Origin of the sequence: Streptococcus sanguinis (assembly GCF_026781265.1) — a bacterium.
Lineage (GTDB): Bacteria > Bacillota > Bacilli > Lactobacillales > Streptococcaceae > Streptococcus > Streptococcus sanguinis_T.
In genome coordinates this window covers 72,107-94,833 of record NZ_JAKUVC010000002.1, presented here as the reverse complement: position 1 = coordinate 94,833, position 22,727 = coordinate 72,107, and the positions used below count along the sequence as shown (strand labels likewise).

18 protein-coding genes are annotated in these 22,727 nt (G+C 42.1%); all 18 read right to left on the bottom strand.

Translation table 11 applies throughout. The features are described 5' to 3' along the window. Window positions 1-2: 2 nt before the first annotated feature. A complete protein-coding gene (locus tag MK370_RS01310; RefSeq protein WP_225915787.1) occupies window positions 3-1,304 on the bottom strand; it encodes a CHAP domain-containing protein in 1,302 nt (433 codons plus the stop codon). 75 nt (window positions 1,305-1,379) lie between these two features. After that, window positions 1,380-1,637: a hypothetical protein gene (locus tag MK370_RS01305; RefSeq protein WP_060971031.1), complete on the bottom strand. Its 258-nt coding sequence runs from the start codon at window positions 1,635-1,637 to the stop codon at window positions 1,380-1,382. Window positions 1,638-1,654: 17 nt separating this feature from the next. After that, entirely contained in the window at window positions 1,655-3,604 is a 1,950-nt protein-coding gene (locus tag MK370_RS01300) for a virulence factor (RefSeq protein WP_060971030.1), read from the bottom strand. 9 nt (window positions 3,605-3,613) lie between these two features. Further along, entirely contained in the window at window positions 3,614-4,264 is a 651-nt protein-coding gene (locus tag MK370_RS01295) for a hypothetical protein (protein ID WP_008809712.1), read from the bottom strand. Continuing rightward, the gene (locus tag MK370_RS01290; RefSeq protein ID WP_053794444.1) at window positions 4,264-4,578 is read right to left on the bottom strand and encodes a DUF5592 family protein; all 315 of its coding nucleotides are present in this window, start codon (window positions 4,576-4,578) and stop codon (window positions 4,264-4,266) included. Before MK370_RS01290 ends, MK370_RS01295 begins: the two co-directional genes overlap by 1 nt. Window positions 4,579-4,769: 191 nt before the next feature. Then, on the bottom strand, window positions 4,770-5,054 hold the full coding sequence (locus tag MK370_RS01285; protein ID WP_023917005.1) for a BRCT domain-containing protein: 285 nt from the start codon (window positions 5,052-5,054) through the stop codon (window positions 4,770-4,772). A gap of 6 nt (window positions 5,055-5,060) precedes the next feature. Beyond that, entirely contained in the window at window positions 5,061-7,130 is a 2,070-nt protein-coding gene (locus MK370_RS01280) for a pLS20_p028 family conjugation system transmembrane protein (RefSeq protein WP_060971053.1), read from the bottom strand. A gap of 126 nt (window positions 7,131-7,256) precedes the next feature. Next, window positions 7,257-7,739: a hypothetical protein gene (locus MK370_RS01275; RefSeq protein WP_008809716.1), complete on the bottom strand. Its 483-nt coding sequence runs from the start codon at window positions 7,737-7,739 to the stop codon at window positions 7,257-7,259. A 97-nt stretch (window positions 7,740-7,836) separates the two neighbouring features. Further along, on the bottom strand, window positions 7,837-10,977 hold the full coding sequence (locus MK370_RS01270; protein ID WP_125356400.1) for a VirD4-like conjugal transfer protein, CD1115 family: 3,141 nt from the start codon (window positions 10,975-10,977) through the stop codon (window positions 7,837-7,839). Next, window positions 10,970-11,221, bottom strand: a complete 252-nt coding sequence (locus MK370_RS01265; RefSeq protein WP_105025988.1) for a hypothetical protein — start codon at window positions 11,219-11,221, stop codon at window positions 10,970-10,972. The genes MK370_RS01270 and MK370_RS01265 overlap by 8 nt, the downstream gene beginning before the upstream one ends. Window positions 11,222-11,444: 223 nt before the next feature. Continuing rightward, window positions 11,445-11,909: a single-stranded DNA-binding protein gene (locus tag MK370_RS01260; RefSeq protein WP_105025989.1), complete on the bottom strand. Its 465-nt coding sequence runs from the start codon at window positions 11,907-11,909 to the stop codon at window positions 11,445-11,447. Between the two features lie 15 nt (window positions 11,910-11,924). Beyond that, window positions 11,925-12,815: an LPXTG cell wall anchor domain-containing protein gene (locus MK370_RS01255; RefSeq protein ID WP_105025990.1), complete on the bottom strand. Its 891-nt coding sequence runs from the start codon at window positions 12,813-12,815 to the stop codon at window positions 11,925-11,927. 20 nt (window positions 12,816-12,835) lie between these two features. Continuing rightward, a complete protein-coding gene (locus MK370_RS01250) occupies window positions 12,836-13,918 on the bottom strand; it encodes a hypothetical protein (RefSeq protein WP_060971024.1) in 1,083 nt (360 codons plus the stop codon). A 17-nt stretch (window positions 13,919-13,935) separates the two neighbouring features. Further along, window positions 13,936-14,283, bottom strand: a complete 348-nt coding sequence (locus MK370_RS01245; protein ID WP_060971023.1) for a TrbC/VirB2 family protein — start codon at window positions 14,281-14,283, stop codon at window positions 13,936-13,938. A 96-nt stretch (window positions 14,284-14,379) separates the two neighbouring features. After that, window positions 14,380-16,203, bottom strand: a complete 1,824-nt coding sequence (locus MK370_RS01240; protein ID WP_105025991.1) for an AAA family ATPase — start codon at window positions 16,201-16,203, stop codon at window positions 14,380-14,382. After that, complete coding sequence (locus MK370_RS01235; protein WP_060971021.1) at window positions 16,197-17,954, bottom strand: type IA DNA topoisomerase; 1,758 nt, start codon at window positions 17,952-17,954, stop codon at window positions 16,197-16,199. The genes MK370_RS01240 and MK370_RS01235 overlap by 7 nt, the downstream gene beginning before the upstream one ends. 194 nt (window positions 17,955-18,148) lie before the next feature. Continuing rightward, entirely contained in the window at window positions 18,149-22,366 is a 4,218-nt protein-coding gene (locus MK370_RS01230; RefSeq protein ID WP_268683832.1) for a PBECR4 domain-containing protein, read from the bottom strand. Window positions 22,367-22,384: 18 nt separating this feature from the next. Beyond that, the gene (locus MK370_RS01225; protein WP_060971019.1) at window positions 22,385-22,645 is read right to left on the bottom strand and encodes a hypothetical protein; all 261 of its coding nucleotides are present in this window, start codon (window positions 22,643-22,645) and stop codon (window positions 22,385-22,387) included. Between the last annotated feature and the right edge of the window lie 82 nt (window positions 22,646-22,727).

Here is a 22,727-nt window from a genome sequence, read left to right as displayed (position 1 = left end):
TTCTATTTTACTAATTTTGGTGACTTATTATCTGGATAAGCAAAGGTCGTAATCTCCGCCTTTTGTTGGGCGGGACTCCAAATCCGATAATCCCATGTGTAGGGCTTTTTGAAATAGTCCCATCCACTGATTGGCGTGTTTTGTTCAACAATCAGGATAGAACCATCTTCAAAGACATGGCAGACGATACCTGTATGCCCATATCCGCCTCCTCCGTTTTGAGTAGAGAAGATAGCGCCCTTCTTAGGGGTCGTTTTGACGCTATTTCCGAATATAGAGGCCCAAGATGACGCCTGGTCTTTCCCGTTCCCTGAGACAGATCCAGAGTGGCCCCAAAGATGATTTCCTAAACTAATAGTTAAGTTTACACACTGGCCATCTAAGCTAGGCCCATACCCTGTCACATACCAGCCTTGAGAAGAAGCATATTCCATCCCCAAACTTTTTGGATCGATGATGTATTGTTTCAGACTAGCTGGAAGATTATCAGGACTATAGCCCCAGGCTGTTGCATCCCCTGGAACAGTTCCTGTCCCATCAGATACTCCACCTGAACTGTCATCATCGCTGCAATCAGTGTCGCTATCGCTGGAGCTATCCTCAGCTGAAGAAGTGTTGGGAGCTTCTGAAGCAGCTGTCGTTGTACTGCCCTTATAGGGTTTAGTTCCGTGAGCAGCAATAGCTTTGTCATCCAGCCACTTGTACTTCGTACCCAGAGTATCATACATAGCAAGCAGTTTAGTCTTATAAGTGCCATCTGTTGCCCAGCCACCGTCCGCAATCGCAGTTAAGGTACTCTTTCCATCTGTATTATTGATAGCGGCTGTGTAGAGGGTCTGGTGAGCCATGAACTCTGCCTTCCCTACAATCCCTGCATCATAGCTGGAAAACCAAGTATAAGCTCCGCCAGTTCCATCTCCGACGTTGGCACCTGGCTTGGTACCGCTTAAGTCAACACTATCTTCCCCATAAGTCGCAAGCGTGACTGGGAAATTACTTTTACTAGAGGTTTTAACTCCGCCCATATTGTGAGCCATCCAAAAGGAGGTACCGTTTGGATTGGAGAAGTTAAAACCATTTTCTATCATCGTCTGAGTGATAGAAGCAGACGGTAGGAAACCACCTGCTTTCCAGGAGTTGATATAGGCTTCTTCATGCTTCTTAACAAAATCATCAATCGAGCCATCCCCTGAAGGGATTTCACCTGAAGAAGTAACCTGGGTATCAGAGCTAGAGCTACAATCTTTTGAGCTACTGCGAGACACGGCACCAAATACTCCAGCCAATATACTTGTCAGCATCATCACCAAGATGATAAAAGCTCCTAGCGTGAGCCCGATTTTCCATACAAAAAGTTTCTTCACAGACTCCCTCTCTTTCTACCAGAGACCCAGGACTGTTTTTAAAAGAACATAGAAAATCAAAAAGATAATAAAGCCAATCGCAACCTTCTTGAGACTATTGATAAACTCCTGATCACGGGCTTTCTGAGCCTCTAATCGTTCAGGGTCAGAATCTCCTTCAGAAGCGAAATAGTCTCGTTCCGCTTTCATTCTGGTTTTTCTGATTAACACATATTCATCAAACGCTTGCTTCTTACGTCCAAAAAATCCTAATCCATCGTTTTTGCGTGACATTCTTTCTTCCTTTCTGATTACTGGAGCCCGCCATAGCGTTCTATTTCAGGGGCTAACAACTGCTGGTTAAAGACAATATTTCCTACACTGGAGATATTCATGAACAGCTGGCCTTTTCTTAGTCGTGGTAAAGTTTCCAATTCTGATTGGTTCATAGATCCCGATAGCGCATTGGCCAAAAGCGGCACACTGGTATCATCCGTTTGAGCAAATACTCGATACTGCATCAATCCAAAGATACGTTGAACTGCTGTCACATACGGATCCTTAAAAGTAGCACTTCCTGACTCAAAGAGGATGCCTCGAAGGGAATTTACCGACAAGACCACGCCAGCAAAGTTCTCACCCATCGAGTCAATAATATCTGCCAGCAGTTTTACGCTGCTTTCATACTTAGGATTTATGAGCGTTTGTGCTTCAGAAATATTAACAATATAGTGAGGCATATCCATCTCATTTTTATCAGGTGAAGCCTTCAGGGTCTGCTTGCATCGTTTCCCGTGGTTAACAATATCAGCCGAGACCAGGGATAAAACAGAGAAAATCTGCGCATTCAGCAAGTTTGGCATGGCTTTGAGTCCTGACAGGTCAAAGGTCACAACCTGCTCTCTTGAAATATCCTGAAATTCGGTTGTCCCTTCAAACATATCCGCATTGGTTGTCAGAAGCTCATTAAAAGTATTGTAAATACGATTAACAGAGCTTAGTTCAATCTTATTGGTATGTTTTTTACTCTGAAGCTTATCTTGATAGTCTTCTACATACATCACAAAGTCAGACAGAATAGGGTACTCATCCGTGACAAGTTCAGTTGCCTTCAGCTTTTCAGGGGTCAGGGTAGGATTACGAGCCCAGAGACCTTCCTCAATATAGAATTCGTTTAAAATTTGGCCAAGAGTAGTCAAGTCATCTCTAGTAGCTTCATCGTTTAACAGCTTGAAAATATTCTTGAGCTTCTCAATATGCAAGTTATATGATTTCTTCTTGTCTACCTCAGTTCCTTCTTCATTCGTTACGGTTGGGAAGACCTGAAAGATATTGATCCGATTGGCCTCACCTGAGAGATCTAAGATCAGTCCGTGTTGTTTACGGGTCTGATCGAGAAACGTGCCATTGGCATCAAAATTACGAATAAAATTCCCTTTGGCATACAGGCCATCAGTATGTTTGAGAAGGAAGGAGCGCTGGCCCATTTTAGGGTTACCAGAGATAATCATGAAGGAACGGGTTCGACGCTCATCCCGTTCTAAAAAGTTAAAGTTGACAGCTCCTCGAGTCGGCGTCCACCCGAGATAGACGCCTCGCTGATCTTCCAATTTGGTATGATTGAAGAAATAGCCACCTGCCAGATCATGAGGCTTAACAGGAATGCCTCGACGACGATTAGGAAGGTCAATCTGATATTGAGCTGGAATAAACGGAGCATGGTATTCAAAGTCTAATTCACCTGAGAGGATGGTTGATTTGAAGTTAGAGGTCTTATCCTTGATGTCCTCAACTTTGCGGAAGAGCCCTTCTTTCGTTGAGGCGGGCACAAAAATTCTCACATACATCCCCAGTATAGAAATATTCTTCTTCGTAATTTCACGGTTCAGTTCCTGCAAGTCCTTGATTTCATCTAACTCTTTCTGGTTATCCGTAAGCTTACTATTGCCAGTAATACGGGTTGATTTCTCCTCGATGGAGTCCGTAATCTCTTGACGAATGACCTTACTGTTTTCTCGGTAGATAGAAAGGAAAGCCTGTGTTCCAGGAATGAGCATCAGATCAGATAACCAGAACCGATCCAAGTCTTCTGACGGATATTCATAGAAATGAAGCACGGTATGGCAGCCGTCTCCACTCGTCCAATAGCGGTCATTTCTAGCAAAATCAATATTCCCTTGAGGTTGGATTTGGCTGAGAAAGGCTAAGTCATAGCCATCTGCTTTCAGTTGACGTTGGCGGCGTTTTGATAATTCTGGCATAAGAACCTCCTATACTTTTTCGTTCATGTTGTTAAATTGCTTTATAATCTGGATTTTCTTTGTCTTCGTCACTTCCTGTGGAACAAAGTCATTATTCCCGTAAGTCTTAGCCTTACGCACTAACTCATCAAGTTCTGATGTCGTTGGAGCAAAGAGCCAGAGTATAAACTCTGTATTGTAGATTTCCTGTTGGATGTTTTCCTCGGTTTGGATTTGGGAGATTAACCATTCTTCACGGTCTTTCAATTGCAAGTAACGTCTTTCTTCAGGAAGCAACCTCGCTTTCTCCTGACGAACCTGACTCAGATGATGCCTAAGATCCATAATCTGCGTATCCGTATTGGTGGGAAGTGTTGTGGTTTCCACCTGAATATCCGTATTAAAATCTGTCAGCCACTTTTCAAAATTATCCAAGGTACGGCGGATTTCATCATAAGACAGGGAGCCTAGGTCTTTGCCTGGGATTTCCAAAAACTGCAAATAGCCAAAGTCCACTAGTTCAATGTAAGCTTTATGATTATTAATAATCTTTTTGGTATCCAGGAGCTCGACGCAGGAGTGAAGATCGAAGTATTCCTGTTTGAATTTCTTATCTTGGCGGATTTGACGCCCCAAAGGCCGTTTCTCTTGAGAAACTGGTGAGTAATGTTTTATTGCCATTAGTGTTTTTCCTCCTCTTTAGATCGTTGGTAATTGATACTGGTATAGTGTTTACGACGGCGTCTGAAGAAAAGATACATACTCTGCCAATTCTTCTTTCCGCCGTTGGTTGGCAAAACTAAATATAGACACATGAGAGGCGTTAGGATAATAAAGGCTAACAGCTGGGGCCACTGGCTCGTCGGAAATATCTTCGTGCCAATAGAGAGAGCCACAACCGCTGAACCGCCAACAAAAACAATATCTGCCATGAACAGTCCGATGATTTTGACTTTCGCATAGATGTCCCTAGGGACACCGTACTTTTCGTTCATATTTTCTTCTCCTTTATCATTGATAATCCTAGTGTAAAGGATAATTCAAAAGCTTGCTCTAACGGGACAAGTCACCGCAAAAACTCTTTTCCAGCTGAAAGAGAATAGATTTTTATTAGCCATAAAGTTATATATTTTTTTATACATTTCATTACACACTGTCTGACAAATAGGAAGGCAAAAAAAGAGCCTCACTCCTGAGACTCTTTCACGATAGTGAAGAAGGATTCTTCAGATAGAATGGTAATCTCCTGCCCTTCCTCTAACCTCTTTAAAACGGCTTCATATTTCTTAGAGCGGCGATCAGGTTTAAAGAGATCCAGTTGCTTATGGCCCGCTACTAAAATTTGTGTTTGAGCGGACACATACCCTTGAACGATAGCTCCTCTCTCGGTAAGAAAGGCTACTGCTTCATTTCGAGTCAGTGGCCTCAAGCTTCCTGTGATGACCACCACTTTATCTTTGAGATCAATCATAGGCACTTACTCCTCTGTTTCGTCAATCTCTGCCCCTCTGATATGACTTTGGCCTTGCATTCGTTGGCCTGCCTGCTGCATCTGTTGGCTCATATAGTTCATCTGGGACATAGACTGCTGGAAGTTGCTTTTCGCAGGTGAGGGGTTTGGAGGAGTTGTTGGATCACTCACTCCCTGAAATGATGCTTCTTCTGATGGAGTTGGAGGTAACGTCGGATCCGTCACTCCGCCACTTGGTGAAAGGGAGCTTGCATCATCTGAGAAGATCGGTTCTCCACCATATTGACCTGAAGGGTTCAAAGTATAGTCACCATCTCGACTAAATCCTGGCTCAGGGACAACGGCATCATTTTTCAGCCCCTTATAGACTGCATTTTGAGCATTTGAGGCTTTCTGATCAAGATTATCCGTCACTCCGCCCATATAATCTTTAATCTTGCCAGCTCCCTGTTTGGCCATAGCATCCGCCAAATCTACGGCATTACTTACACCGCCTTTGGCTGTATTCCAAATGCCTTGATCTCTCACAGCATTAGCAACACCACTCAAGCCACCGCCTGTCGCCGCCAGGCTATTGCCAAGAACTTTACTACCTGTCACCACGGCACCTGGGACTTTCTTAGCCATATCTACACCGAATTGACCAGCGCCAACCGCTCCATGAGCTAGGGCACCTGCACCAGTCGCAAAGGCATTCCCCATCATCATGGCTCCAAGAAGTTGTTGTGCGGTGTCGCTGTGACCTGTTGAGACTCCCAGCCAGCGTTCAATCATGCTCACTCCTTGCATAGCTGCAAAGAAGACTCCGATATAGACAAGCCCAGCAGCCAAACATTGTTCCCACATATTTAAGCCATCGAAGAAACCACCTGATAGTTTGGTAATAGCAGAAACAGATAGGGTAGGAAGGTCACGACAGATCTCCAGCGTCACACGCATGATGACAACTTCAAAGAAGATACCAGCGAAGGCTCCACCGATTGTCCGAAGCAGCTCTTTATACTTCTTAGAATTTGAAAGGGATGAATACCCCTGAATTGGCGAGATCATTGCTTCAATGACGATGTCAAAGACTGACTTTACAAACTTTATCGACATACTCACCAAGAGGATGATTAAAATGATATATTGCATATACATTCCAATCCAGTTGACCTTATAGCGCAGGTAGACTGACTCAAAGGCATTTAAACCTTTAGCAAATCTATGTTCTGTGATTGTTTCGACTCCTACTTGCTCAGAATCTAACTTATGAAGGAATAATCCTTTAATTCCTTCATAGCCAAATTTTTTCTTGTATCGTTCTTGTACTTGTTTTAGCAACTCGCTATTAGTAGCTCCGTATGTAGCTCCAAAATCAATCCGAGTCGCAAAATCAGATGTGTCTCGTTTGTCTGTGCTGTCTGTAATATTATTGACAGGAGTTGATCCTTTCTTAACAGGTTTGATATAACCATAAGAGTCCATAGGGAAGAGCTCCGTTGAAAAGTCATTATCAATCAAGACTTTCAAATCCACTACGTTATTTTTCATGGGTTGTATTGCTAGAGAAGAATATTGTTCACTTCCTTTTGGTGCTTCACTAGAAACAGTCTGAACAGACATCGCATCTTGCGCAACAACAGTAGCTATCGAGGTCAAGGCTAGCGGCATTACAGCTGTAACAAAGGTCACCAAAAGAAAATTGGTGATAACTCCTTTGTATTTAACAGGCTTTGTAAAGACTCCAGTTATAGCTGATACAACCAAAATTAAGCTAAACACCACAGTCCCCAGCACCTGGAAGCCTCGGAAAAACTGGCCAATAACCGTGTTAGAATCTCCCAAATAACCAAAGAGGCCAAAGAGTTTGAACATGTTATTAAAGACATGTTCTAAGCTAGCTGTAATTTGATATAAGGCTTTACCAATCCCACCTGGAATATAAGCTATAAAAGCCATAAAAGCAGGGGTAGGCTCCAGGTAATTACTCCAGTAAGAATAAAACTGAGCCAATTTTTCTGCTTTATCGCCGCTAAGATCACCGTCAGTACTTCCAATCTCCTTCATGAGATCAGAAAAAGTTTGGTAATTCAATAAAGGCACCTACTTTCTTTTTTAGATACCTTTATCATAAAAGATAATCAAGATACCCGCTCTAAGAGGACAAGTCACCGCAAAAAAAGGAAGCCTCAAAATCGAGACTTCCTTTTTATAACACAACTAGTCAGCTTTCCCAGTGAAATCATAAAATGCATTTCCGTCTTTATATCCTCGACGTAATTCAATTATGCGAATTGTTTTCCCACTATCCGTGAGAACAATTTGATAAAAAGCTTTATCTTCAAACTTATCAAATTCCCCAACTGCAATCGTGAAATTATCTGTACCTTTTAGCTCGTTTTCCAATTCATCTAAAGCACCTTTAAACGAGGAAGGCAATTCTTTTACTTGTTTTTCCGAAAGAACTTGAAACTTATTCTCATTATTAGCTCCGTTAGTAATAACATGATTTTTCTTATCAAATTTCAACGTATCTCCGCCAGCTGAGAAAGGATATTCATAACCAGCTTCTTTTGAGTATCCAGTGTAACTATCCTTCAATTCTGTTTTCATAATATCTTCAGCGGATTTTTGGCCGCAGGCCACAAGGAGCACAGCCATGAAACCTAGCAACATAACACCAAATATCTTTTTCATTTTCATGAGTACTTCTCCTATCTTTTATTGAGTTTATTATAGCAGATATATCTTATTAATGCAAAAGGTATATAACTTATTATACAATTCTTTGTACCTCATCTTACATCACATCATCTGCAAACAGATCCTCATATTCATCCATATCCTCATACTGATAGCCGTCATAGAGAATTTCTTCAGCTGCAGCCGCAATCATTTCAGCTGGAGAGGAGAATTGCTGGTTAGGAGACGGCTTCCCTTTTTGATAGCGAGTCGCTAATTTGGCTGTTTCCCCGCTGTTTGAGCCAATCCGATTGCTTAGTGCTCTCCGCCAGTCAATGATATTATCAAAGCTCCTCTGAGCTCCTACAGCTATTTCTTGTAGGTCAAGATTGCGGTGCGGACTTTCCACTGGAATATCCGCAAAAGTCATAGACTGGTCAAACTCTTCCTGAAGGAACATGTATCGATACGGAAGACTGGTCTTTTCGTGCAAGAAGATTGGATCTGTTGTCACTTTACGGCCTGCATTATCCCGTCCTTTGACTCCACGCAGAATGACCGCTTCTCCCTCTTGGAGCTTGGCTAGCTGAGTTGGCGTCAGCAATTCCTGACGTGGGTTTTCAATCGCCACATTTGGATTGGCTTCATCCAAAATATTGCTAGATCTGCGGCGTTTGGTAATTGTGCGATAGCCAAGCGCTTTACTAAAGGTTGAGTTCGTATCTTCAGACGTAGACTTGATATAAATCTGAAGCGAACAGTTATCCTTGATAGTTTTAGCTGTGTTCTCACCATATTTATCAGTCAGCTGTTCCAAGTTTTGGATCCACAAATAGTATAAAATATTCTGTCCCAAACAGATGGAGATTTTTGTATCCATGTGAGGGATGGCAGGGATATTGGTAAACTCATCCAGAATGTGAAGGATGCGGTTCACACATTTTCTCCCAGCGGACAAAGCCAGCTCATAATTAGCATTAAAGAGCTGGTCAAGAAAGAGCGACACAATACTGTTGTACTCGGTACGATTAGGCGGTGTCACCAGGTAAATGATGGTTGGATTATCAGAGTAAATCAACTCAACATCTTCTTCCTGAAGCAAGTGACCTGCTTGTTTATCAAGCACTGTTACTTTGATAGAGTCCAGAACTGGTTTCTTGGTGTACTCATCCAAATAGATGACATTGCTTTGGTTGCGATAGACCTTTTCAGCTGAGAAACGATAAATCTCCTTTTCAAAACCAAGGCCATTATTCGGATGGTTGAAGTCAATCGTAACGAGAAATTGATCTGGCAATTTAGGCTCAATAACATAGGTTAAATATCCTTCACCATCGACCAGAGCCGCCGCTTCCTTCACGTAGATGCCCTTACCATCCGCTGAAGAGATGGAGACCTTAGCCGTTTGATGCGCAAATTGATTAGAGATGGCGTTAGCTGTACTAGATCGAAACTTTACGGATAAGCGACGTGGGAAACCGATAGACTCCAAATCAATCGAGTTTTTGGAGGTGAGCTTGGCGATATTGTCTTGCAAGAATAGGTTAATCCCTGACATCATGCTTGAGTAAACATTGCCCTTGGTTTCTTCAGCCGCAAAATCGGACGACCTGAAGTTGAGGTCAGCCATTTCCCGAAACTTCGAGAATTGACGTTGATTGATACTTCTCAGATTATCGAAATAAACCGTAATTTTGGATTTTTTTGTCAACTGTTGGTCTTTCATCGGGTTCTCAACTACTTCTCCCATTTCATCCACCAAGACTTCTTCAGATCCTAAGTCCGTCAAAAATTTGGCGATATTTCTAACGGTCACAGTATCCCAGGCATCAGTCTCTCCATTTTTAAAAGTCTCATTAGCTCGATCAATCAAAGCCATCGCAATCGCATTGAAAAGAGAGATAGAAGTGTCTTCCCAATATTTAGCATTTCCGTTCCCCATACCTGGCTTAGTCTTACGGTAAATCGCTTCAGATACTGCATTGACACGAGTTTGAGTTTTTTCATAGTAGCCCTTTTTAGCGGCTGCAACCGCTAAAGCCAAAGGATTATAGGACATTGACCAATCCATGTTCTGAAAAGACAAGACATTGACATCATAGCCACGGCGGCGCATCGTCTTATACGAGGACTGATAGTGCTCTCCTTTTGGATCCCCAAGGATCATTGAGGGTGGAATGGCTGCTCGGCTGTTAATATCCGTAGTTGTTGTAATGGCACTTTCTCCTTTTCCAGAACGGGTTGACCCAATCCCCAATAAATTAATAGGCTTATCCTCGATGTAGTAGTCCCCAGAAGGAGTCGCAAGCATGCCTAACACTCGCTCAGATTTGAGTAAATAACGGCTAAATCTGCGATTTTGCCAAAGCATTTGGGCTCCTAGAGTAAGTCCTGATAAATTTTTTCTAGTTTCATGAAGAACCGGCGCACCACCTTCACCTGGGAAGATTTCTGTCTTGTTCGGCACTTTCTTATATTGTCCGTGGACCTCCTTAACCGTCGCAAAACGATCATCTCCTTCCTCGTTGTTATTGTAACTGCGATATTGCTCGAAATTAACCCAAGCCGATTTCCAGGCAATAATCAAGCCAACAATCAAAAGCGGAAAAGTAAGAATAGGCGCTAGGACAAAGACTCGGACGTTCAGGAGATTTTGGATTAAGAGGCTGTCCGTATCAAATTCAGCCATTTGACTATTGTCTTTTAAGGTCATCACTGCAAAATAAAGATAGCGAATAGCAGCACGCAAAACCGTCACTCCATAATTAGTAGTCATAAAAGCAATCAGACTGAAACCCAGCCCCATGAGGACTAAGCTACGGTAACTATTGAAATACAAGATTGGCTTCATCTCTTTATCAAATCGCTTTCGCTCTTGTTTAACAAAAGGCAAAAGATAGACTATCCGAAAAAGTAAATTTCCAAAGAATAAGAAAGTAAAAGCTGGGATGACCTCCACCAATCGCTTGATAAAAGTCAAGATACTGTTCAAGAACCCTCTCCAGTTAATTTTTTCTTTCCCTGTAACAATTGCTTTGACCTTATTCCATTTTTGGACAATTCTTATCTTGATAGTTGCTCTATTCTGATAGGCTTTTGTGAGTTGCTTCAAAACTCTCCTGATTGATGGTCGCTGCCATTTAAACACCTGGAAAAGAAGATAGCCTAAGAAAGCTACAATAATCAGCAAGTTGAAATAATTGACTTTGACCAGCTGGATGATGGTGTAATAGATCACCTCCAACCAATTATTATTCATTCACTTCACCCCTTTCTATATCATGAACAATCTTTCTGTCATAGAAACTGGAATAAAGAAAGATTTTGAAGCGTAGATCTGGACTGGCTTTTTGGTAGCGATACAAATAATGATGAAGCCAATCTTCCAATCCCAGCTGGATAGTTGCCAGAGAGCAAGTTCTCCCCTGCTTCAGATAATTTTCAGCCTGAAGAGAGTCAGCCATCAAATCATCTGCTATTGGTTCTGTCTGTTGTTTTGCCATAGGCAAAACTCCTTTCTTTTTGATTTACTCCTTTAGTGTAAGGGATAATGAAAAAGCCTGCTCTAACGGGACAAGTCAGAGGAAGCCCCTTCTCCAGGCGAAAAAGGAACGCCCATTAGTAAATAAGTTGTTATATAACTTTTTGTGCAACTTATTATTTAATTTTTTGTTCCATTCAATAAAAATAGCACCTGGCTTTTAAAGCCAAGTGCTGCACTGAACTTTAGAAAGGTTCATCAGCATCCATGGGGATAGGGTAAGCTGAACTTCCTTCAGCTTCTTGATGAGTTGGAGCTGGTTCAGACTGGAAAATATTAGTTCCTGGAACTTGAGCTTGACGACGCTTGACCGCTGCATCTTTACTTTCTAAGAAGGTGATCCCGTCAAACTGTGCAGGAGCAATATACTGATAAGAGCGGCGCTGACCGCCTTTACTGGTATAGCTCCGCTGGATAATTTCTCCCTTCAGCAAAATAGGAGACCCTTTAGAGAGGCTTTTTGCCATCACTTCTGCTTGTTTCCCGTACATTTGAACGTGGAAGAAGCTAGGCGTCGGCTTGCGGTTCTCATCCAGGAGACTGGAGTCACACACAAAATCAAATTTGAAGCTGACATTCCCATTAGAAGTTTTACCTACTGCATCTTGAGGAATATCAGAGACACGGCCATCAGCTATAAATGTTTGCATAAGCAATTGTCCTTTCTAGACTTCTTTAGCCTCACGGCATTTCTTCAGGAAGAAAGTACCTACACCCAGCAACAAGCTTCCAAGGACAGTCAATAGACTTCCTTTATCTCCTGTAGATGGAAGAGTGGTCATCTTTCCTACTTGATCTGTAACTGAAATTGTTTTATCTGAATTAACTGTAGCGCCAACTACTTCAGGAGCCACCGTTTGAGTGGAACCATCCGCAGTCGCAATCACGACTTGGCTATTTTGTGTAGAGACAATTTGATAGCCCGTGTTCGTAAAAATTGGTTCAGTCGGAGATACGTTAGAAACAACTTGACCAGTCACCTGGGAAGTTGTTCCTACCTGACTAGCTCCCACGCTGGCAGCTGTTTGAGCAGAAATAGTAGGGTCATTAGTTGGGGTATTGGTATTTGGTGTAATCGTAGCTGTACCGCCGTTAATCGTTGGAACAGTTGTTGGCTCATCCTGACTAGGAGGGGTCACAGGATCTTTTGATTTAGGATCTTCAGCAGTCTGACCTTTTCCATCAGCTGGAAGCGTTTCTGAAGAAGATGTTGTGTTGCCTCCTGGCTTAGTTGGTTCCTCCGTTGATGTTGGAGGGGTATTCGAGTCACTTGGTGTTACCGTACTTGGAGGGGTACTTGGCTGTGACGGTTCAGATGGTAGCTGAACTCCTGGGGTAGTCGTTCCATCGACGGGATTCGTTTGATCTGTTGAAGATGGGGTTTCTGTTGGCTGCGTCACACTCGTACCTGGTTCAGCTGAAGGGGCTGGAACTGTTACTGAAGGACTGGAAGTGTTATCTACTGGAGCGACATTCTCAGCAGCAAATACAGCACCTGCCTGACTCAAAATGATTGTAGAGATGGCTAGACTAGCTAAAAGTTGTTTCTTTTTCATAAGATATGTTCCTCTTTCATTTATTTTTTGGGCTTGAGATAATCTGTTTCTTTCGGTTCTGTTATGACCACAAAGCCGTAAGTACTAGATTTATCTTCTTTGACAGAAAAACTCAAGCGGTGATTTGAAGCTTCTTCACCTTGTTTAACAGATAAAACATAGGTTGCTTGATAGCTTTTCTTTTCAGCATCATACGTGATTTTTTCTAAGATGACAGACTGCAAAGTACCCTCTTTAGGAGTGGTGTACTTAGCATCTCCAGCATCTAGGAACGGGGCCAGAGCTTCCTTATTTCCTGAATAATAGTTTGGCAGGAAATAGCGATTGAATACATCTACCTGGTGTTCAGTAGCTACTAAGTGTTGTTCTTGCTTCAACTCCTGGTAAAGATACTGAAGCTGCTCGTTTTGTTTGGTTAGGCGGCTGATAGATAGCATTGACAAGCTCAAAGCTCCTGCCGTCAACACCCCTATCACTCCCAGCAGGAGATAAACTTTTTTCAGATTTACAGGCTGAGGTGTCACCTGTTTTGAAGAAGCCATCGCTTGAGGCTCCCGTGGAGTTGTAAAATAGGAACTTTTTACAGGTTCCATCGCTTCACCTTCAGCTGGAAAGAGAGGGAGGGCCGACTCAGGAATACCTAAGCTTTGCCTATAAATAGGGTACACTTGATTTTCAAAGTATTCCTTTTTATCTGAATGAGTATAATTTCTAAAAGCTTCATCTGTCATAATCGCCTGGATTAATGGGATAAGCAAATTTTGATAGGTTTTGCCAATCACAAAGGGACTGGCAAATACTTCTCCTTCGGAAACAGCTTCTTTCCCTTCCAGGTGACAAACGGCTACCTTCTGAAAAGCAAATTCTCCATAGGCTTTTTTCAGTTCCTGAAAGAGTAGCTCTGCCGTCAAAAAACTCACATAAGGAAGAGAGTCTTCAACCGAAATCTGTCCTTCTGGCAGATAGCTATTATCTAACCCTTCAATAATGCCAAGCAGTTCGTTGTCATCCTCAGGAGATTTACCTTCCTCCCAGGTAAGCTCTAAAAACAAGTCATCCGTCATCAAGCATTTTTTGTTTTTTTGAAACGGGCTAAATGCCATAGGTTCTGACTCCTTTCTTAGTTTTTCACAAAGTTAAAGCCCCACTCCACGATACTTGGGCCAGCAGCTACTGCGATAATACCAATGGCAATAGCCACCCAATGTTTTTTGATAGCAGCCTTCATTTCGCGACCGCCCAGACCATAGGCAAGCCCAGTCGCTACAATAGCCAGACCAAAGGTGATAATCCCAATTCCCTGGATCTTTGAAATTCCCTGTTGAGCGAGATTTTGAGTTTTTGCGAATGGATCATCTGCATAGACAGGAGAAGCCAACAGCCCAGTCAAGAAGAGAGATAAGATCAGAAAAAAAGGTTTTGTTTTTTGCTTAACGGTTTGAAGAGTGTTTGTCAATTTTTGTTTCATGTGAAATCCTCCTTAAAATTATTGACATCTTTAGTGTAAGAGATAATGAAAGTTTTCGCTGTAAAGGGACAAGTCACTGTAAAAGAAGTATTTTTTTCAACTGAAGAGAACTTCCAGGGGCTCTGTCACATCAAAATGAAGTTGGCGCTGATCGACACGGTGACTGCCATCTGGAGCCTCGCCCTCTACCCAAACATGGATATTGTAAGATTGAGTCGTTTTATTGAGGTCTAGGCTTTTAGCAGAAATAGGGGCCAAGACTTTCCGCTTAATCAAACGTTCCAGTGGACGGGCCCCATTTCTAACATCTGTTCCCACGTCGGATAAATAAGCAATCAAGCTAGAGTCATAGGATAGAGTGAGATTTTGGCGTTTCATCCGCAACGCAATCTCTGATAGATTTTTCTCCGCAATTTCTTCAATAACATCACTTTCCAGCAGATTGAAAATCAGTTTATTTTCAATACGATTTAGATATTCAGGTCGGAACTCTCTCTGGAGTACATTTTCCATACTGCGTTCAAACTGTTGGCGTTCCCGATCTGTCAGATTTTTAAAGTTGCCTTTCAGCTCCGCCTTATCAATGATTTTCTTCGCTCCAACGTTTGTCGTCATAATCACAATCGTATTTTTAAAACTCACAAGGCGGCCTGTGGCATCTGTCAGACGACCATCATCTAAGACCTGCAAGAAGAGATCAAGCACCTCACCATCCGCCTTTTCAATTTCATCCAGCAATAGCACACAGTAAGGTTTCTGTTTGACTCCTTCAGTCAGCTGGCCCTTTGTCCTGGTTCCTCTATTACCAATCAGTTTGGCAACGTCTTCCTTCTGTTTATATTCAGACATATCAAAGCGCAGCATGGCATCTTCATCATCAAAAAGTGCCTCCGCCACTGCTTTTGATAATTCAGTTTTTCCGACTCCTGTTGGGCCAAGAAAAAGGAAAGATGAAATTGGTTTATTTTCATCCTGAAGCCCTGCTTGAGCAATCGTAACAGCATCTACCACAGCGTCAATAGCTTCATCTTGGCCTTTGACCCGTTTCAATAGCTTTTCTTTAAAGCCAGCTAGGCGTTCATTATCACCTTTTAGAATGGTGGTAATCGGGATCCCCGTCTTATTCTTCAAGACTTGGGCAATTTCTTTTTCGGTGACCAGCTCTTTGTTTTCGGCTGAGGAAATAGTGGCAGCCTCGTCAATCAGATCAAAGGCCTTGTCAGGCAGGAAGCGGTCTGTAATATAACGAACTGAGAGCCTGACTGCCGTTTCTACGGCAGCTCGACTAATTTTGATGCGATGAAAGTCTTCATAGATTACCTTAGCTTGATCAATAATTGTGATCGCTTCAGGAATTGTCGGTTCTTCAACCATAACTTTTTGAACCCGCCGTTCCAAGGCTCGGTCTGTTTCCACGTAGTCGTGAAATTCGTCTAATGTGGTAGCCCCAATTAGCTGGAGCTCCCCACGTGCTAGGGCTGGCTTGATAATATTTCCAGCGTCAAGAGACTCCCCGTTTTGGCTTCCCGCCCCAACAATAGTATGAAATTCATCGACAAAAAGGATATTTTGGCCTTTGGTAGCAATCATTTCTTGAATGATGTTTTTAAATTTAGGAATAAAACCACCGTCGTCACCACTCATTAGACTGGAGAGCTCCAAAGAGCGGACAGTTAAGCCTTTTAGATCATTTGGCACCTGATCTCTTAAAATGGCTAAAGCAAGCCCTTCTACAATAGCAGTCTTCCCAACGCCCGCTTCTCCAACCAGAATTGGGTTATTTTTAGTGCGCCTGCGAAGAGAAGTAATGACGTTCTGGATTTCCTCATCTCGTCCGTAAACCTCATAATCTGCTTCTTTTTTAGCAATTTTAGCCGATAAGTTATCCGTGTATTTTTCCAAAAATGGAGTTTTCACCATGTATCAGCCCTCCCTTCTTTGGCCTGCTCAATTTGAATTGTTAATTTATCTTTAATTGCATTTACAAAATCACGGGGATTGATCGCTCCCTCGCCAATCTGGGAGAGAAAAAGCTCCCAGCCTCCTGTCGTTTCAGGATTGGAAAATTCATTATCCCATAGATAGTTAATCAGCAAGTACCCCTTATCTGTCGGAAAGAGCTGATCCGTTTTCTTATCCTTTTTCACGTAACCACGGGATTGAATTGTTTGAATAACTGCTCCACGTGTCGCCTGTGTTCCTAGACCATATTTAGGAAAGACTTGGCCAATCAGATGACTTTCCGTCAATCGTTTAGGCGGCTTTGTAATACCGTCTACAATCGTTATCTGACAAGCTACCGGATCATCCAACCGATAGTTTGGCAACTCTACATCTTTCTTGATAGGCAGATCACTCCATTCTATCCAGCCTGGTTCCAGGGTTCGTTTGCCTTTTGTTTGAAAGACTTGCCCCTTATTTTCCAGCTGAACCGTCGTCGTTTGATACCGACAGTCAGCCGCAAACATCAAAATAGATCGTTTGACGACTGCCTCATAAATCAATCGTTCATCTGGAGAAAGGCTTAGGAGATTAGGGATATTCTCCGTTGGGATAAGGGCATAGTGGCTGCTTTTAGCCACTTTAGCAGGATCTACATAAAAATCCCTAGGCTCTAAGAAAAAAGGCTTAAAATGGCAATGAATAGTGTCCTGATAGCTGGATAGGTACTGCCTCAAATAATTAAATTCATCTTCAGTAATAAAACGACAATCTGACCGAGGATAGGACAAGTATTTTTTCAAGTACAACCCTTCAACCAGCCTCTCTGTTTTCGTTGCTTCAAACTTCCAACGTCTAGCCGCATAGCTTTGTAGGTCAGAAAGATTGAAGAGTGCTGGAGCAGGCTTTGCCTTCTCTTCAGCTTCAACTGAAGAAACGAGAGCAACATCAGCAAGGCTCCTGGAAAGCTCCAAAACTTCGTCGCTATCGGTAAATTTATCCTTATTAGTAAAGATTACCTCATTTTCTTTATCTTCAAGCTGAAGTTTCCAATAGGTTTGTTGGACAAAGTTTCGGATGGCCAGATCATTCTCGCAGATCAGACGAACGACTGGGGTTTGAACACGGCCAACTGATAAACTGTTTCCCTTTGCTTTAGGGAGCATTCCCTGTTTCTGAAGGTTTAGCGTGGCCATTGGAGATAAATTCATCCCTACCAGCCAATCACTTTGTGCTCTAGCTTCAGCTTCTAAATAGAAGCTGTAGGTTTCTTGAGGATCCCTCATATTCTGAAAGGCTCGCTGTAGAGCTCTTGTTGTCATGGAATTGACCCAGAGACGCTTTTTAATTTTCGCTTTACCTTCAGGAATATGAGATAAAATGGAATAAGCTATTCTCTCCCCTTCACGGTCAGCGTCCGTCCCTATAATCACTTCATCCGCAGCCGTCACCTCTTCATAAATTCGTTTAAACATTTCTTTTGAGGTACGGTCTTTTTTGAGAAATTGTTTAAAAGAGACATCGACCAAGGGGAGTTTAGTTAAATCCCAATTATTTTTTGGAAGTCCATATTCAAATAAATGACCTTCAGCGGACACTATATGCACTTCACCTGAAAGAAAGGGTGTCTGTTTGATAATATGAACTTTCTTTCTTGTCGTGAAGGTTCCTAGTGCCTCTGCATAATCTAAGGCTTGACTTTCTTTCTCAGCCAGAATAACTGTTAGCATCTTTTTCTCCTTCCATTTGTTTTACTTCTTTAATGTAAGGGATAATGGAAAAACGTGCTCTAAGAGGACAAGTCGCTGCACTCAATCTTTTCCAGCTGAGAAAGGCGCCTTTTTTATTGTTCACTAAGTTATATAACTTAGTGTGTATCTTCTTGAACAAGAAAAGGCGCTCCGCATAGGAAGCACCTTGACTGTTAAGGCTTCAGCCCTTTAGTTGGGCTTTTGGGAAAATTTGGCGATTGCCATCTATTTTTGGGAGGTTCATAAGGTTTTGTGTGGTGTTCAATATGCTTAACCATTTTTGAGACGGTCTGATGGATCCGTTTCATGGACTCTGCCAGCTGCTTATCATCCAACTGTGTTAGATTTTTAGTCCAGCCAGCCATGTAATCGATGGCAGCCTCACTCGTATCTAAGCCAAAATGCTTCGACACCAGGTGACTGGTCATTTCAGCTTCTAGTTCCTTACGAGGAGTTGACACATCTTCCTTGTAATGAGCGGTAAATTTGGGATTATGGAGAGTGGCATGCGCCAACTCATGAATAGTTGTCGCAATTTGTTCTCCAGGTAAATTATTAGGGTTCAGGAGAATTTTTTGTTCTCCTGGATAAAAGGCCCCTTTAGCATTTCCCAGCTCATGAACCTCATCCCGTAACAGACGAACTCCTAAAGTCCCTGCATAATCACATAGACCATCTAATACCTCTTTCGTTTTTACTTGATCAGTGTCAAACTGGTATTGACGGTTTGGCATAGCCTTTGGATAACTCTCTGGCTTCAAGGTTGTTTGAGAAAGTTCAAACACCTTGTAAGTGGTGAACTTAGGCAGCCCTGTCTCTTGGTCTCTCTCCTGGAATTGAACCACCTTCAACTTTCCTTCCTTCAGCAAAGCTTTCTCTTGAGTGGTCGCTTCTGAAATCTTCTTGAACTTCGGATTGCCTTTACTGTTCTTAACCTGGTTTCCCTGATCATCCAAGACGGGGATCATTTTAGCCATGAGAGGACGGAACAGAGTAATCTGTGCCTTCTCACCTGACTTCACAGACAAGCCCTGGTGAATAACTTCTTTCGTCTCACCTGTCCGCTTATTGGTGTAGGTGTTCCTGGTCTCAATGACATCTTCAGGCTTAATCCCTAATGTTTTCCCTAGTGCCTGCCACTGGTTATACGTCGCCACTGCATTGGCCCCTTGCCATTGATCCTGGATAAGCGCCACGTTTCTTGGGGAGAGCTGTGGAAATTTACTCATGAAATCCATATACTCAGCTAAGGCTTCAGGAGAACGGGTAAACTCCCTAATTTTTTGAAAGGCAATTTCACTCAGTTCATGAGGCGAGACCAGGCTGTAATCAATTTCTCCTGGAGACTCTTTAGCCGGGGCCACTTCTTCAGCAGCTTTCTGATTATCTGCTACAATTTCATTCACCCGTTGTTCCAGCTGGCCCTTTGTTTCCTGCTTAGGAGAGCGAAATTCTTTTTCTTCAGCAGGGGAAGCTGTCAGATCTGTTTCTGGAGTAGCAAGTGAATTTTGAGGATTGTTAGCCTCATGAGAAATTTCTTGATTAAGAGCCAGATTTTCCAGCTGAGAAAGGACATTCTCATCAATGTTAGCTAGTATTGGTTGACCTTTTAGACGACGATAGCCCAATCCTAGCATTTGTGAAATTGGCTTAGTTTCATCACCAATATTAAATCGAACCCCCTCTTTAATCATCTCTCCCCCTGGAGCATAAATATCAAATTTGATTTTAGAAATATTAGCTTCAGTATTGTTTTTGGTTTCTTGATTAGCCTTGTATAGCTTTCTAGCAAAGTCTTGATAAGAAACTAGGCTATGTTCTTCAAATTGTAATTTAAGATTATTCTCCTGTTCTTCTAACCACTGAAAACGTACATGATAATTATTATTATAAATATCTTCTAGGCGCCATTCTTGATAAAAACTAGAGTTTTTGTCAAGTAAACCTAATTCTTCTGCTTTGAGAACAATTGTATTAAAATCTCCTGAAGATACATCTGATAACTCTATATACTTAGCCCAAGCTTCCTTAGCCTCTTCTGGTATAGTCACACCGAGTTCTACAAAGTTGCCTACATTACGTGCGTCATCTAGTACTTGTGTAAAAATGGCTGCATCAATATTTTTTTCAACTGGAGATAATGTGGTTTTTTGTTCTTGACTTGGTTCATTTAAAGAGGACAGTTGATTTTTTAGATTATCTAACATTTCTTCTCCACCATCTGTAACGAACTCTTCATTGATTGATAACTGTTCAATTTGATTATCCCGTTCTCGATAAACACCAAGAATAACCTTTTCATCTAGCGATTTTACATTAGCTGCAAGCTCTCCCTTGAGTTTCATGAGAGAGGCAGGGATTTTTTCACCTTCAGCGTCTTTAAACAGCAACAAGAAATCTTCATCTTTTGCCTTGATAGCTTCGCTCATATTGAGATTGTGTAATTTCTCAACACTGCTCAAATCATCCAGAACAAAGGATTGTGGCTCTAAAATGTCCTGAAACATTGGAAGAACCTGCAACTTATCCTTAATTGCATTACTGACTAGCATACTGTCATAATGACCTTGACCAGTCGCAAAATCTTCTAAGAAGTCAGCAGCTCCTTTTCCTTCTTCAAAAGGTCTAATCCCTGAAAGATGGATAAAGTTTTCTTTTAGGAAAGTTACTTGAAGAACGTTTTCCTCTCCATTATCCGCATAAACAAAACTGATTTTACTTCCAGCCAGTTCGCTTAAGTACCAAGACGCCGTGCTTTGAATTGACGGCGCATATTGATTCAAGCGCCTCAAATCAGAAGGTGTAATTGGGTGATAATTTCCTATCCGCCGTTGCACGTTATCATAATTTGTGCTAAAATGAAGGTAAGGATAGGATGATGTCGGGTGACTGGTAACAGTTTGCTCAAAGGTGCTTGTTTCAAGTACAGGTGTGGGACTGCCTTCAGCTTCTAGCTGTAAAGACCCCGTGCCACCACTGGTCCTATCAATCAAGCGCTCCTGACTTTGTTCAGGGGCTTTTTCTATGTACTCCAGTATTTGTGCATCTAAACGATCAATCTCTTTTCGGATAGACGTTGAACTATCCGCAAAATAAGCATCCCTTTCCAATATGGTACGTTTTGCGAATAACTTGTCTAAATCAGTCGTTATAAATCGTGACATTTCTTTTTCAAATTGCCATGCCTGTAGTTCATGGTTAATACCTAAATCTTCCCGAATTTTTTCTGCTAATTCATCTTCCCATTTTCCATGTAATTTCCAAACTGGCTCTAATGGATTATTAGAAAAATTTTCATTTTCTACTGTTTCTACTGATAGAGCTGATAAATCAACTAACGGTTGTTCATTCTGAGTTTTCAAGACGTCATTCCAGTCTGTTTTATCTTGTCCTTGCTTTAGTTCAGGCAAATCTACAGTAACAGCTGCTCCTTTGGCTTTCAGTTCCTCAACGAATGTTCTTCCTGCGGTATCATTATCCACCGCAAGAGTAATCATATCAGTATGTTTCCCATCCGCAAAATACTGACTGTCAATCGCTGTTTGGAGACCCTTAGCTAGTTGTTCAGGCGTCCAATTTAGCGGACGGCCTGATAATTCTGATTGAAGCTGGGCCAGATGACGACCAATCGTAGCTTCTTTAAGACCATCCATAGATACAAGCCGAACGTCTTGTAAAGTATCCTTATTGATCTCATAATAGGACATTAGATCAATTGGGCTTTCAGTGAAGATGAGCCGATTAGGCTTTCCAATATCCACATGCAAGCCATCCATTCCATCAGAATTTCTGATAATATTTTTGGCAAAGCCACGACCCGGCCATTTATCCCGATTTTCTTCAATGCCTTGTAGGGTAGCTCCTGTAATTTCACCTGAAGAAGTCAAGGTTTTAAAAACAACCACAGGCTCCACGCTGTTATTCAGCATCGCATTAGCCTGGGCTAGAACACCTTTTTCTAAAAAGAAGTCAATCGTTTCATCAGAGAGACCACGATTTACTTTTAAATAATTTCTGGCTTCTACAAAGTCCTGCTCATACGGTTGAAGATGATAACGAAATGGCTCTTTTTCCCTCTCGACAGCAGTAAACTCTTTGAAGGTACCATCGTTGAGATAGTCAATTGCTTGATTGAAATTGATCTCTCTAATAGTTTCTACAAGAGCAATCACATCCCCGCCTTGATGGCGGGAAAACCAATTCCACTTGTTCTTATCAGGTGAAATTACCAGAGAGTCGTGTTCTTTCCAGCGATAGTCTTTCCCATCTCGTACCAATTCCATATTCAATTCATTGGCGACATCCAGAATATCTCTGGAACGGGCAATTTCTACTCTTTCTCGACGGCTGCGGCCACGGTTTCCTTGAGGTTGATTTGTTTCTTCTGGCATAATAGCTCCTTTCTTGTATTAAAAAGGTTCACAGATCGGCTGGAAAGGTTCTTCTTCGGCCTCTAAAAACAGTTCTTTTGGCAGCTGAACCAGCTCCCCTACTGCAAGTTCTTCAAAATCCTTGGGATTGGCCTGGTAATCAATCGTCATTTCAAGATCGGCATTTTTGCCTTGACCCTCAAAAAGGACTCGGTGAGTCTCACTATCCAGCGCTTTGACAAGCCAATCAGCTTCAAAGTCAAAGTCTTCTATTGTCACACTTGGAAAACATAGCTTCATGATGTTTTCTCCTTTCTTTTGTTTTATTCTTCTAGTCTAAGGGATAATGAAAAAACTTGCTCTAACAGGACAAGTCAACATA

Bases quoted from the DNA above. Each gene is read 5' to 3' on its own strand.
- MK370_RS01300 (WP_060971030.1), bottom strand. From the start codon at position 3,604: ATGCCAGAATTATCAAAACGCCGCCAACGTCAACTGAAAGCAGATGGC.
- MK370_RS01230 (WP_268683832.1), bottom strand. From the start codon at position 22,366: ATGCCAGAAGAAACAAATCAACCTCAAGGAAACCGTGGCCGCAGCCGT.
- MK370_RS01295 (WP_008809712.1), bottom strand. From the start codon at position 4,264: ATGGCAATAAAACATTACTCACCAGTTTCTCAAGAGAAACGGCCTTTG.
- MK370_RS01240 (WP_105025991.1), bottom strand. From the start codon at position 16,203: ATGGTGAAAACTCCATTTTTGGAAAAATACACGGATAACTTATCGGCT.
- MK370_RS01270 (WP_125356400.1), bottom strand. From the start codon at position 10,977: ATGAATAATAATTGGTTGGAGGTGATCTATTACACCATCATCCAGCTG.
- MK370_RS01260 (WP_105025989.1), bottom strand. From the start codon at position 11,909: ATGCAAACATTTATAGCTGATGGCCGTGTCTCTGATATTCCTCAAGAT.
- MK370_RS01310 (WP_225915787.1), bottom strand. From the start codon at position 1,304: ATGATGCTGACAAGTATATTGGCTGGAGTATTTGGTGCCGTGTCTCGC.
- MK370_RS01245 (WP_060971023.1), bottom strand. From the start codon at position 14,283: ATGAAACAAAAATTGACAAACACTCTTCAAACCGTTAAGCAAAAAACA.
- MK370_RS01225 (WP_060971019.1), bottom strand. From the start codon at position 22,645: ATGAAGCTATGTTTTCCAAGTGTGACAATAGAAGACTTTGACTTTGAA.
- MK370_RS01275 (WP_008809716.1), bottom strand. From the start codon at position 7,739: ATGAAAATGAAAAAGATATTTGGTGTTATGTTGCTAGGTTTCATGGCT.
- MK370_RS01235 (WP_060971021.1), bottom strand. From the start codon at position 17,954: ATGCTAACAGTTATTCTGGCTGAGAAAGAAAGTCAAGCCTTAGATTAT.
- MK370_RS01250 (WP_060971024.1), bottom strand. From the start codon at position 13,918: ATGGCATTTAGCCCGTTTCAAAAAAACAAAAAATGCTTGATGACGGAT.
- MK370_RS01265 (WP_105025988.1), bottom strand. From the start codon at position 11,221: ATGGCAAAACAACAGACAGAACCAATAGCAGATGATTTGATGGCTGAC.
- MK370_RS01255 (WP_105025990.1), bottom strand. From the start codon at position 12,815: ATGAAAAAGAAACAACTTTTAGCTAGTCTAGCCATCTCTACAATCATT.
- MK370_RS01290 (WP_053794444.1), bottom strand. From the start codon at position 4,578: ATGAACGAAAAGTACGGTGTCCCTAGGGACATCTATGCGAAAGTCAAA.
- MK370_RS01305 (WP_060971031.1), bottom strand. From the start codon at position 1,637: ATGTCACGCAAAAACGATGGATTAGGATTTTTTGGACGTAAGAAGCAA.
- MK370_RS01285 (WP_023917005.1), bottom strand. From the start codon at position 5,054: ATGATTGATCTCAAAGATAAAGTGGTGGTCATCACAGGAAGCTTGAGG.